Raw genomic sequence first — 12704 nt, forward strand, 5'->3', positions numbered from 1 at the left:
CCGTATTATACTGCATATCAGCAAAAAAAACTACCTCTATACTCGTTCGTCTTTCAGAAAAAGCATTTCTTTACAAAATGACCAAAAATAAAGATTGATCACAGAAAAATTTAGAAACAAAAAACAACTAAGCGAGCAAGAACCATTCTTTACTCTTTGCTTAGTTGTTAAACACCTAATATTGGCGGAACCTCTTGTACCGTTTTTCCAGTAATTCATGCTGGTCGAATCGAACAAGTTCCGTCAATCTTTCAATCAACGCTTTTTTCATAATGTGTGCGACTTTATATCGTGGCAACTGCTCGCCGTTGAACGTTTCAGGAATAACTCGATCAACGATTCCTAACTCGCGTAGTTCTGGCGCAGTAATTTTCATCAACTCAGCTGCTTCTGCGGCGCGACTACCGTCTTTCCACAAAATCGACGCAAATCCTTCTGGAGAAAGCACAGCATAAATCGTTTCTTCCAGCATCCAGACTTCATCCGCTAAACCTAGAGCAAGGGCACCGCCACTTCCACCTTCACCAATGATGATGGCGATGATCGGTACCTTTAAATCAGACATTTCGAGCAGATTTCTGGCAATAGCTTCTCCTTCGCCGCGCTCTTCTGCTCCTACACCGCAATATGCACCTGCTGTATTGATCAATGTAATCACCGGTCTATTGAACTTTTCCGCTTGTTTCATCAGTCGTAAAGCTTTTCGATAGCCTTCAGGATGGGGAGAACCAAAATTTCTGCGGATATTTTCCTGCAGATCCCGTCCTTTTTGAATACCGATCACTGTTACCGGTTTGCCATCTAATCGAGCGATTCCACCAACAATCGCTTCGTCATCTGCAAATAAACGATCACCATGGCATTCCTCGAAAGAATCGAAGATCTCTTCAAAAAAATCCAAGCTTGTCCATCGTTCTTTAGCTCTTGCTAACTGAACGACATCATGTGCTGTCTTATCCACGATCTATCCATCCTTTCTGTGTATGCAATTCAAGAAGCGTATGGATTTTCTGCTTTAATTCCATGCGGGGAACAATCTGATCGACAAAACCATGAGACAATAAGAATTCAGCCTTTTGGAAATCTTCTGGAAGTTCCTGCTTGATCGTCTGTTCGATGACACGTCTTCCAGCAAAACCAATCAAGCTTTGGGGTTCTGCTAAAATGATATCACCTTCCATTGCAAAACTGGCAGTTACTCCTCCGGTCGTCGGGTCTGTCAAAACAGTTAGATAAAAAAGACCTTCATTACTATGCCGTTTGACAGCAGCAGAGATTTTTGCCATCTGCATCAGAGAAAAGATTCCTTCTTGCATCCGTGCACCACCTGAAGCTGTGAACAAGACGACTGGAAGTCTTTCCTTTGTTGCTCGTTCGAATAATCTGGTGATCTTTTCTCCGACAATCGTTCCCATACTTCCCATGATAAAATTAGGATCCATCACTCCAATAATGAAGGGAATCCCCTGAATGGTTGCTTTACCAGTGAGGACTGCTTCATGAAGTCCTGTTTTATCTTGCATCTTTTTAATTTTTTCCGTATATTCGGGAAATGCTAGCGGATCTTTGGTTACAAGATCCGTATCCCATTCTTCAAAACTTTTTTCATCAATAATCAAAGCTAGACGCTGCCATGCACCGATTCGAAAAGCGTATCCGCAATGAGGGCATACTTTTTCTTCACCGATGTCTTTCGTATAAAGGATATGTTTGCAATTTGGACACTTTGCCCACATGTTATCAGGAACAGATGGCGAGTTAGCAGGTTTGCTCTCTCTATTAGGATTGATCCGAATATATTTCTTTTTCTTAAACAGAGCCATCTATGCGCCTCCTATCTCCGTTTCTGGTGTCCAATTCGGTAAAAATTCTTCTTGTAAAAATGCTGTGCTGTAATCACCTGCTATGACTGCAGGATGACTAATCAAATCCATCTGAAATTCTGCGTTCGTGATGATTCCTTCTGTGATAAATTCACTTAAGGCTCGCTGCATCTTCATTAATGCTTCAAAACGCGTATTTCCATGGACGATTATTTTTGCAATCATTGAATCATAATATGGCGGGATCGTATATCCCGGGTAAACTGCACTGTCTACTCGCAGTCCCATCCCACCTGCTGGAAGCAGTAAGTTTTGGATCTTCCCTGGAGAAGGAGCAAAATGGAAAGCAGGATTTTCTGCATTAATCCGGCATTCGATTGCGTGTCCTTGGAATACTACTTCTTCTTGACACACATTCAAAGGCTCGCCGGCTGCTATCTCCACCTGTTTTTTTACTAAATCGATTCCTGTGACCATTTCTGTTACTGGATGTTCCACTTGGATTCGAGTATTCATTTCCATGAAATAAAAATCGCCTTCTTCATCCATCAGAAACTCGATCGTTCCGGCATTTTCATAATTGACTGCTTTAGCTGCTCGAACAGCAGCGTCTCCTAGTGCTTCTCTTTTTGTTTGTGAGATCACTACAGAAGGAGATTCTTCCAGTACTTTTTGATTATTACGTTGCAAAGAACAATCTCGTTCTCCTAAATGAATGACATTGCCAAAATGATCACCTAAAATCTGAACTTCTATATGGCGAGCAGGATAAATGATTTTTTCCAAATACATATCATCATTTCCAAATGCCGCTGCTGCTTCTTGCTGAGCTGAAGAAAAATGCTGTGGGAGCTCTTCTTTTGATTGAACTTTCCGAATGCCTTTCCCGCCACCACCTGCAGCTGCTTTCAGCATCACTGGATAACCAATTCTGTCTGCTATTTCCAATGCTTCTTCTACTGTAGATAATACACCAGTACTTCCTGGAATGACTGGGACATTTGCTTCTTGCATCAATTGACGCGCATTGATCTTATTTCCCATTGCATCGATCGTTGCACTTTTAGGACCAATAAATGTGATATTGCACTCTTCACACATGGAGGCAAATCGGCTATTTTCAGATAAAAAACCAAATCCTGGATGAATTGCTTCGGCTTTTGTCACGATTGCAGCGCTCAGTACTTCCTGAACATTCAGATATGAATCAACGGCTTTTGCCGGGCCAATGCAGATTGCTTCATCTGCTAACTGTGTATGAAGTGCTTCGGCATCTGCTTCTGAATATATCGCTACGGTTTGGATCCCTAGTTCGCGGCATGCACGAATGATACGTACAGCGATTTCACCGCGGTTAGCTATCAATACTTTAGAAAACATATTTCACCTATCCAATCATAAAGGTTAATTCCGCTTCGGCTACTTTTTTACCGTCTACTTTAGCGATTCCTTTGCCTATTCCGGCTGAAGCTTTCACTTTCAATATCTCAACTTCAAGGTATAAGGTATCTCCCGGTGTAACTTTCTTACGGAATTTTGCTTTGTCCAATCCGCCGAAATAAGCCGTCTTTCCCTTGAATTGTTCAAGAGAAAGTAATGCAACTGCTCCTGCTTGAGCCATTGCTTCAACAATCAATACCCCTGGCATAACAGGTTCTTCTGGAAAATGTCCTTGAAAAAAGGGCTCATTGATCGTTACATTTTTCTTAGCAACGATCCGTTCTCCTTCAACCATTTCTTCCACTCGATCAATCAAAAGCATTGGATAACGATGTGGAATGATTTCTTTTATTTCTTGTATGTTCATTGATTTCCCTCTTTCCTGCTTTGCTTATTTTTGCTGGATCCTAAAGAGTGGCTGTCCATATTCAACAACTGACTCGTTTTCTACAAGGATTTCTGTGATTACTCCGTCGGCCTCACTAGTTATCTCATTCATTAGTTTCATCGCTTCAATAATGCAGATAACTTCTCCTTTGGCAACTTGATCACCTACTTTTTTGAAAGCTGGTTTGTCGGGCGCCGGTTGCAGATAAACGATTCCCACGATTGGCGAAACAACCTCGATTCCATCAAATACTGCCGATTCTTTTTCTTTCATTGTTTCTGGAGCAGTTGTTGCTTGTTCAGGTATGACATTGACTGGCTCCGAAACTGGCAACGTTTCGTTTGTTTGAACCATATTCATGCCTCGACTTGTTTTATTTTTATTCATATACAATTCAAATTGACCTTCACGCAAATCGAATTCCGTTAGCGAGGATTGATCAAATTGACTGACTAATTCTCTGATTTCATTGATATCCAAAATTATTCCTCCCAGCGTTTCATGCACAGAACCGCATTATGTCCGCCAAACCCTAATGAATTACTCATTGCATAAGTAAAACTTGCAGGTTTGCTTTCGTTTTTGACAACTGTCAAGTCAATCTCAGGATCTTGTTTTTCTACATTGATCGTAGGTGGGATAAATTGATGTTCTAATGCCAGCAAAGTTGCCAAGGCTTCGATCCCGCCGGCTGCTCCCAATAAATGTCCAGTCATCGATTTCGTGCTGCTGACGTAAGTATCTCTGAAATTTTCACCTAATGCGATTTGGATTGCTTTTGCTTCTGCCTGGTCATTGGCTGGTGTACTTGTTCCGTGAGCATTGATATATCCGACTTGTTCCGGCTGTACACCAGCTTCTTCCATCGCAAACTTCATTGCTTTAGATGCACCAGAACCATCTGGAGTAGGAGCTGTCATATGGTAAGCGTCACAGTTTGCACCGTATCCAACGATTTCTCCATAGATTTTGGCACCGCGAGCTTGTGCATGTTCTAAAGATTCAAGAACTAGAACACCTGCTCCTTCACCCATCACAAAACCATTCCGATTTTCGTCAAACGGAATCGAACCACGATTAGGATCAGTTGATTCTGAGAGTGCTGTTAAAGCTGCAAATCCAGCAATCCCCATCTCACAAATCGTTGCTTCTGTTCCTCCAGCAAGAATGACATCTGAATAGCCATGTTTGATGTTACGGAATGCTTCCCCAATTGAATTCGTTCCGCTAGCACAAGCTGTTACGATAGCTGTACAAATACCTTTTGCACCTACGCGCAAAGCAATATTTCCAGCTGCCATGTTGGCAATCGCCATTGGCACGAACATTGGAGAAACTCGTTTTGCACCTTTTTCATGTAGACGAATAACTTGGTTTTCGATTGTTGGAAGACCACCGATCCCAGATCCGATGATGACGCCAAACCGGTCTTGATTCATTTTTTCTTTATCTAAACCGCTCATCTCCATTGCTTCTAAAGCAGCGTAGATTCCATAGATTGAAAACATATCCATTCGTTTGCTATCTTTTTTAATAAAATATTTATCGTAAGGAAAATCTTTGACCTCGCCCGCTAAGGTAATCCCTGTTTCTGAAGCATCAAATTTAGTGATCGGTGCGATGCCATTCGTACCCTCTTTTAAGCTATTCAAAAAGCTGTCTGCGTCATTTCCAATAGGTGAAGTGACTCCATAGCCAGTAATTACCACTCGATTCATTTATTTGCTCTCCTTTTCTTATCCGTGCATGACCAATCCGCCATCGACATTGATGACTTGTCCGGTGATATATGGATTTTGTGCTAAGAAAACTGCTGTTTGTGCAACATCTTCTACTTGTCCGAAACGCTGCATCGGAATTTGCTTTTCCGCTTGTTCCTTGACTTTGTCTGCTAAAACTTCCGTCATATCAGTTGTGATGAATCCTGGCGCAATGGCATTACATGTAATGCCTCTAGTTGCAGCTTCTCGTGCCACAGATTTTGTTAATCCTACTACGCCAGCTTTACTAGCTGCATAATTTGCTTGACCAATATTTCCAATCAACCCAGATATACTAGAGAGATTAATGATGGCCCCTTCTCGCTGCTTCATCATTTTTTTCAATACGTGCTGCGTCATATTGAAGGTTCCAATCAAATTGATATCAAGACATTTTTTGAAATCTTCTGCATCCATCCGCATCACAAGTTTGTCATTTGTGATTCCGGCATTGTTTACTAACACATGGATCGATCCAAGCTTTTCTTCTGCTTCTTTGATCATTTGTCCGGCTTTCTCATAATCAGAGATGTCACCGGAAACTCCTACGCATTTTACACCGAATGCTTCGATTTCTTCTATCTTTTCTTTTGGAATCTCTCCGCGACCATTCAAAATGATATTTGCTCCAGCTTTTGCAAAAGCTAAGGCCATCGCTTTGCCGATTCCTCTTGTACTACCTGTGATAAATACATTTTTTCCTTTTACATCCATAACGTTCCTCCTTATAGTATTGCTATTGTTTCATCAAATGTCTGCTTATTCTCAACACGCAGAACTGGTATTGTTTTATCGATTTTTTTCATAAATCCGCTTAATACTTTTCCGGGGCCGACTTCGATGACTTGCTCGATGCCGATTGTTTTTAACTTATGGATACTCTCATAGAAACGAACAGGTTGCATGACTTGCTGTTCAAGTAGTCCCGCGATCGTTTCTTTCTTCATTATTTCCGTTGTTGTGTTGCTTATGATAGGAAAAGAAGGTTCAGAGAATTGAATCTGACTTAGGTCCTTCGCCAGTTTTTTTGCTGCCGGTTCTAAAATAGCTGTATGAAAAGGCCCGCTGACATTTAGAGGGATCATTCTTTTGAACCCTTTTTCTTTTAATAGTAAAACAGCTTCGTCTACTGCTTTTTCTTCGCCACCAATCACGATCTGCTGAGGTGTATTATAATTTGCAGGAGATACGATGCCGTACTTACTAGCTTCATGACAGCTTTCCTCGATCGTTTCAATCGGCGCATTCATCACTGCAACCATTTTCCCGCTTCCAGCTGGGGCCGCTTCTGTCATATAAGCGCCTCTTTTTGCTACTAACGCAACTGCTTCAGTGAAGGATAACGCATTACTAGCTACTAATGCCGAATATTCTCCTAAACTCAGTCCTAAAGCTGCATCTGGGATGATTCCGTGCTCCTTCAATAAGCGATAATATGCGATGCTGACTGTTAGAATAGCTGGCTGTGTATATTGCGTCTGATCCAAATGTTCATTTTCTGTAAAGCAAAGTTCAGCCATATCGTAGCCAAGAATTTCACTTGCTTCATCAAATGTCTGCTTTACAATGACTTCTTCATACAAATCTTTTCCCATACCTTGATATTGTGCACCTTGGCCACTAAATAAGAATGCTGTTTTCATGTTTTTCTCCAATATATCCAGAATATATGTTTGATTCTTTTTATTCAAAAAGGCCGAGACATTCCTATTTCAGGAAATGTCCCAGCCCCCAACCTAATTTTAATGATTATGCAGTTTGTTTTTCTACGTAAGTCACTAAATCTTGAACCGTTTTGATTCCGTCTTCTGTTTCGATTTTCACGTCAAATTCATCTTCGATTTCATTGATGATTTGGAATAAATCCAAGCTGTCAGCTTCTAAGTCTTCTTGGATGTCAGTAGTCAATTTGATTTCTTCAGTTTCTTTTCCTAATTCTTCTGCGATGATTTCTTGAATTTTTTCGAATACCATAATAATATATTCCTCCGATATTGTTTGCTTTTTATTTTTATAATTTAACAGTCTACAACTCCATGAGAATACTTCCCCATGTTAAACCTCCGCCATAGCCTGTAAATATTACTTTCTGCTGTTTTCCCAAGGTGATCTTTCCACTAGAAACTGCTTCATCCAATAAGATAGGGATGCTTGCAGCAGATGTATTCCCATATTTATCCATATTGGTCAGGAACTTTTCTTGCGGCATCTTTACTTTTCGGGCAATTTTCTCAATAATTCTGAGGTTTGCCTGATGCAAAAGCAGATAATCAACTGGTTTGTCTTTCATGACTTCTTGGATATTGTTTGCAACGTCTCGTACGGCAAAATCAAAAATATCTCTGCCAGTCATTTGCAAATAATACGAACCTTCTGAATCTTCTGAATAGAACGGATTTTTATTTTGCTGGTAGCCAGCGGTCAATGAGCTACTTCTGGTTCCGTCAGCTGCTAATTTTTCTTTCAGCAATTTTTTCTGTGGATTCGCTTCTAAGAGAATCCCACCTGCTCCATCGCCAAACAACACAGCAGTCGTACGATCAGACCAATCGATTAGCTTAGATAGTGTTTCACCACCAATCACCAGTCCCTTAGTTGAGCCGCAGCGGATCATTTTTTCAGCCATACTTAACGCATAAACAAATCCTGAGCACGCAGCACTGATATCAAAAGCGATAGCATGAGTTGCTCCCAATTTCCCTTGTACTTGTGCTGCTACAGATGGTGTCGTGTAATCGGGCGACATTGTTGCTACTAAAATAAAATCCAAATCTTTAGGGTTTAGATTTTTCTGTTTTATCAATTTTTCCGCCACTAAAATGCATAAATCAGAAGTCTCCTGATTTGTTACACATCTTCGTTCACGAATACCCGTCCTTGACGAAATCCATTCATCAGAGGTATCCATCATCTTGGAAAGATCATTATTAGTAATAATCTTTTCAGGAAGGACGCTGGCTGTTGCAGTAATCATTCCAAATTGTTCCATTAAATATCCTCACTTATAGTCTTGCAAGAAGTCGTGCAAGTTTTTCAGTGCATCCAGCAAGGCATGCTGTTCCTCCGTAGCCATTCCGTCTAAGATGTTCTTGACCATTTCACGATGAAAATGCTGATGGACCCGAAATAGTAACTTTCCTTTTTTCGTTAGTCCCAACTTTACAACGCGGCGGTCATCTTCACTGCGGATACGTTCGACATAGCCTTTTTTTACTAACTTGTTAATAGCAGTGGTCAAGGTCCCAACAGTAATTGATAGTTCTTTGGCTACTTCTGAAGTTGTTTTTTTCTTGTACATCCCGATTGCCTCGATCGTGTGCATCTCTGTGATTGACAGATCTTTGAATTGAGATTTTTTCAGCTCAGACTCTTCGATTGTCAAAATATCATTGAAGACACTAACAAGATAATCATTTACTGTTTTTAAATCTGGTTCCATGTTCCACCGTCCACTAATTAGTTTGATTATCAAATCTTTTGATGTTCAAACTATATCTTAACTTTTTTCAAAATGCAACCTTAAAAGATCATTTTTTTACTATATGAGCTTTTTTTAAGATTTTACTCATTTAAAACAACTGATAAATCAGCATTTATAATTTCTTTTATTAGAAAAATCATCTATCTCACATATTTTGATTATCAAAGTATTTTCTGTGAACAGAACTATAGAATTCCCTAAAACTTGTCCATTATTTCAAAATTTGTTATAGTCTTTTTATTCAAAGCGTAAAAGGAGATCCTATGTTAAAAGAAAAAATGAAAACTCTCCCCATGCTGCCGGGTGTCTATCTTATGAAAGACCGAGATGGTAAGGTCATCTATGTTGGTAAAGCAAAACGGCTCAAAAATAGAGTAAGCAGCTATTTTCATCAGAATAAACAGCATTCGAAAAAAGTATTACGCATGATTCATCATATAACAGATTTTGATTTCGTCGTAGTAGACACGGAATTAGATGCTTTATTGCTCGAGTGTCAATTGATCCAACATTACCGACCTTTTTATAACCGACAAATGAATTATTTCAGTAATTATAATTATGTACATATTACCAATAAGGGATTTGTATTAACAGATACTCCTACGGCTCGAACATACGGGCCTTTTCGTCTCTATAAAAAAATGCCGTCTATTTTGCGTATAATGGAAGAAACTTATCAAATGCCTTGGTTGTCTGAAATTAGTTTGTTAGCTTTGCGTGTCCAGCTTCCTGACCTACAGGAAATGACTTTTGAACAGAAAAAAAAGGAACTCCAAGGGCTGTTTCAAGGCCGAAACAAAAAGCTACTGACTTACTTGAAAAAAAGACAACAACATTTCATCTATCAGTTGAATTTCGAAAAAGCCGGTATGCTTCAAAAAGATATCGAATTAGTTACTTATTTTATTAGACGGATCCAGGAACAAAAGCAGTTTTTAAGAACACCATCGCTCACCTTCAGCATGCCATTAGCAGCAGATGAGAGTCAGAAAAAGCACTACCTCGTTTGTTATGGTCAACTTGTAGAAACAATGATTGCCTCTGGTGACGTTTCTCCTGACTTCTATTATGAAAAGAAAGAAGCTCATTTATCTTTGAAACGTCAATTATCAAAAGAAGAAATCGATCCTGTACAAATCTTGATCAGTTACCGCAAAAAATTAGAAAAAGAACAGTCTGAAATTGAACTGTTAAACAAAAAAGAAGCTGAAAAGCAACTAAATTAGTTGCTTCTCGGCTTCTTTTAGGCATCTTCAACTTCAAATGTCAATTATCCTAAAATTTATTGGATTAAGTCATAGATTTCCATCGCTACGATATCGATATTATCAAATTCGTATTGCTGATGAGTATCTGTTTCAGTTAATTCAAATGTATCGGTCGCTTTATCATAAGTTACTGTACACTTCTCTACGCCTTCTTTTTCAAAACGGCGAACTTGCAGTTCATTATCTGCTGACTCGACCATAGCCTCCAGTCGTTTTATGATTGCGACTAATTGTGAATGTGTCATCGGAGGTCCTCCTTTTCTTATTTCTGTTATATTGTATCAAAAGCATAGCCTACTTGCATTGATTTTCTCTAAAAAAACTCGTTTTTTATGATTTTTTTTCTGGTATTTTTCCTTCAGGCCACCAAAGTTTGATCAAAGCTTGGGTTCCGTCATTCTCAAAACCTTTATCTGCCAACTCTTCATATAGTTTCAATGCTTGGGTAGTTGCTGGCAATACAAGGTCCATTTTTTCTGCTTCTTCTAATGCAATCTTTAAATCTTTGATAAAATGTTTGACAAAAAAACCAGGTGTGTAATCTTCTTTTAAAATACGAGGAGAATAATTGCTTAAAGACCAGTTAGCTGCACTTCCACCTGAAAGCGTCTCAATCACTTTCTTTAAATCAAGTCCGTTTTTTTGTGCATAGACAAGCATTTCCGTCATTCCTGTCATCGTACCTGCAATCATGATCTGATTAGCCATTTTTGTATGCTGACCTTTCCCAGCAGAACCATGCAATGTAAATGTCGTACCAAATTCTTTGAATAAAGGCAGTACTTGATCATAAACGGCTTCTTCTCCACCGACCATGATCGTCAGTGTACCATTCTTTGCTCCTAAGTCACCACCGGATACCGGTGCATCTAACGCATCTGCGCCTTTTTCTTTTGCTGTTTTTGCAATTTTTTCTGCCAGGCTTGGTGTACTTGTAGTCAAGTCAACTAAAATATGTCCTGAGATATCTGCAGAAAAAATCCCCGACTGTCCATAGTAGATTTCTTCTACATCTTTGGGGTAACCTACCATTGTAAAGAGAATATTACTTTGTTCTGCTACCGCTTTTGGTGTATCTGCCCAGATAGCTCCTTCTGTTACTAAAGGATCAGCTTTTGCTTTTGTCCGATTATAGACAGCTACTTCGTGTCCTGCTTCTAGTAGATGGCGTGCGACAGCACTTCCCATGACGCCTGTTCCGATAAAACCAAGTTTCATTTTTTCGACCTCCTAAAAATCAAAAATCCTTGCTTCTATGCTAGTATACGCTAGAAACAAGGATTTTTTCATAAAAAATGTTTGAATTTTATCTTTTAAATGAATTTAATTTTATTTTGATTCGTTCAATCGAGTCTTCTTCTTCTTTTCTTCGCATCTCTTCTTCATGATAAACAACCATGTCTTGATAAAATTCGATCATAGCTTCGCCGAAATGTGTAGATGAAATATCATAAAGTTTAGCTTCTAAAACTTTTGGATCTTTAGGAACTTCACTGGAAATATAATCAATAAGTGCTGGTGCAAAGTCTTCGTCGGTTTCAAAAGTTTTCCCTAATGAAGGATGATCGAACAATCGGTTCAAATAAGCATTTCCTTCCACGACACAAGGTGTTCCGGCTGCCATCGCTTCTGTATAAGTAAGCCCTTGTGTTTCTGAAGTAGAAGCACTGACAAAATAATCTGCCGCTTTATAATAAAGTGCTACATCATTGTTGTCCACTTCTCCTGTGAACTGCACAAATTCTTCTAACTGCAGTTCTGAGATCAATTCCTCTAACTCTTCTACATAAGGTCCTTTTCCTACGATAACTAATCTGGCGTTAGGATAAGCGGAGATGACCTGAGGAAACCCATTAATCAAGGCTTGGATATTTTTCTCATAAGAAATCCTGCTTAAAGAAAGAATCATCAAATGGTTTTCCTGAAGACCTAGTGACTCCCTTAATTTGCTGATATCCTGCTGAGTGATATCAGAACGTTTGAATTTTTCAATGTCGATACCAGTAGGAATCACGCGAAGCGGTGCTATTACACCATAGCTGCGTAATGTATCAATAACACGTTCACTTGGACAAACTACACCTGTCGTATGATTTGCAAATAATCTAGACAAGTATTTTACATGGGATTGCCTGATCACTTTTCCTTTACCGATATAATGAAGGTAGTCTTCATACATCGTATGGTAAGTATGGATCAGAGGTATTTTCAACTTCTTAGCTACCATCTTCCCAAGTATCCCTGCTCCGAATTCTGTATGGGTATGAATAAGATCTAGTTCTAGTTCTTTGGCAACCAAATAAGCATACCACATGCCTCTAACAACAACTCTTCGATCCTTGAAAGAAATAAATGGTACACTTGGCATTCGAATCACATCTTTTTCCAACTTATCCGCATTAGGATCGGTCGTTGTAAAAATATAGACTTCATGCCCATGTCTTTCTAATTCTTGTTTTAATGTTTTGATCGATGTAGCAACTCCGCTGACTTGCGGAAAGTAGGTATCGGTAAAAAAGCCGATTTTCATGTTTTTCGCCT

Annotated in this window: 15 protein-coding genes; 1 reads left to right on the plus strand and 14 read right to left on the minus strand. The window is 39.3% G+C overall.

Annotation, left to right across the window (positions count from 1 at the left end; all coding sequences use genetic code 11):
- Positions 1-175: 175 nt before the first annotated feature.
- From RBL01_RS08480 to RBL01_RS08530, 11 genes are all read right to left on the minus strand, one after another.
- Positions 176-961, minus strand: coding sequence for an acetyl-CoA carboxylase carboxyl transferase subunit alpha (locus RBL01_RS08480; protein WP_002290847.1), 786 nt, complete (start codon positions 959-961; stop codon positions 176-178).
- On the minus strand, positions 954-1823 hold the full coding sequence (gene accD, locus RBL01_RS08485) for an acetyl-CoA carboxylase, carboxyltransferase subunit beta (protein WP_002290846.1): 870 nt from the start codon (positions 1821-1823) through the stop codon (positions 954-956). Before accD ends, RBL01_RS08480 begins: the two co-directional genes overlap by 8 nt.
- Positions 1824-3203: an acetyl-CoA carboxylase biotin carboxylase subunit gene (locus tag RBL01_RS08490; RefSeq protein WP_002295381.1), complete on the minus strand. Its 1380-nt coding sequence runs from the start codon at positions 3201-3203 to the stop codon at positions 1824-1826.
- 7 nt (positions 3204-3210) lie between these two features.
- A complete protein-coding gene (gene fabZ, locus RBL01_RS08495; RefSeq protein ID WP_002287621.1) occupies positions 3211-3630 on the minus strand; it encodes a 3-hydroxyacyl-ACP dehydratase FabZ in 420 nt (139 codons plus the stop codon).
- A gap of 24 nt (positions 3631-3654) precedes the next feature.
- Positions 3655-4131, minus strand: a complete 477-nt coding sequence (accB, locus tag RBL01_RS08500; RefSeq protein ID WP_002290844.1) for an acetyl-CoA carboxylase biotin carboxyl carrier protein — start codon at positions 4129-4131, stop codon at positions 3655-3657.
- 2 nt (positions 4132-4133) lie between these two features.
- On the minus strand, positions 4134-5369 hold the full coding sequence (gene fabF, locus RBL01_RS08505) for a beta-ketoacyl-ACP synthase II (RefSeq protein WP_002327146.1): 1236 nt from the start codon (positions 5367-5369) through the stop codon (positions 4134-4136).
- A gap of 18 nt (positions 5370-5387) precedes the next feature.
- Positions 5388-6125, minus strand: a complete 738-nt coding sequence (fabG, locus tag RBL01_RS08510) for a 3-oxoacyl-[acyl-carrier-protein] reductase (RefSeq protein ID WP_058128766.1) — start codon at positions 6123-6125, stop codon at positions 5388-5390.
- Positions 6126-6136: 11 nt separating this feature from the next.
- Entirely contained in the window at positions 6137-7054 is a 918-nt protein-coding gene (gene fabD / locus RBL01_RS08515) for an ACP S-malonyltransferase (protein ID WP_002324392.1), read from the minus strand.
- Between the two features lie 106 nt (positions 7055-7160).
- Positions 7161-7385 (minus strand): acyl carrier protein, encoded by a 225-nt coding sequence (locus RBL01_RS08520; protein WP_002287614.1) that lies wholly within the window; start codon positions 7383-7385, stop codon positions 7161-7163.
- A gap of 52 nt (positions 7386-7437) precedes the next feature.
- Positions 7438-8400, minus strand: a complete 963-nt coding sequence (locus tag RBL01_RS08525) for a beta-ketoacyl-ACP synthase III (protein WP_002287612.1) — start codon at positions 8398-8400, stop codon at positions 7438-7440.
- A 9-nt stretch (positions 8401-8409) separates the two neighbouring features.
- The gene (locus RBL01_RS08530) at positions 8410-8850 is read right to left on the minus strand and encodes a MarR family winged helix-turn-helix transcriptional regulator (protein WP_002287610.1); all 441 of its coding nucleotides are present in this window, start codon (positions 8848-8850) and stop codon (positions 8410-8412) included.
- Between the two features lie 305 nt (positions 8851-9155).
- On the opposite strand from RBL01_RS08530, the gene RBL01_RS08535 reads away from it, so the two are divergent.
- Positions 9156-10121, plus strand: a complete 966-nt coding sequence (locus RBL01_RS08535; RefSeq protein WP_002326067.1) for a GIY-YIG nuclease family protein — start codon at positions 9156-9158, stop codon at positions 10119-10121.
- 56 nt (positions 10122-10177) lie between these two features.
- On the opposite strand, the gene RBL01_RS08540 is transcribed toward RBL01_RS08535, so the two are convergent.
- The 3 genes from RBL01_RS08540 to RBL01_RS08550 all read right to left on the minus strand — a co-directional run bounded on the left by RBL01_RS08540 (position 10178) and on the right by RBL01_RS08550 (position 12693).
- Complete coding sequence (locus tag RBL01_RS08540; RefSeq protein WP_002287607.1) at positions 10178-10408, minus strand: YkuJ family protein; 231 nt, start codon at positions 10406-10408, stop codon at positions 10178-10180.
- 85 nt (positions 10409-10493) lie between these two features.
- Positions 10494-11381, minus strand: coding sequence for an NAD(P)-dependent oxidoreductase (locus RBL01_RS08545; protein ID WP_002287606.1), 888 nt, complete (start codon positions 11379-11381; stop codon positions 10494-10496).
- Positions 11382-11469: 88 nt separating this feature from the next.
- On the minus strand, positions 11470-12693 hold the full coding sequence (locus RBL01_RS08550) for a glycosyltransferase family 4 protein (RefSeq protein WP_002287605.1): 1224 nt from the start codon (positions 12691-12693) through the stop codon (positions 11470-11472).
- Positions 12694-12704: the final 11 nt, after the last annotated feature.

The sequence above is a fragment of the Enterococcus sp. SB12 genome (assembly GCF_030910025.2).
Classification (GTDB): domain Bacteria; phylum Bacillota; class Bacilli; order Lactobacillales; family Enterococcaceae; genus Enterococcus_B; species Enterococcus_B faecium.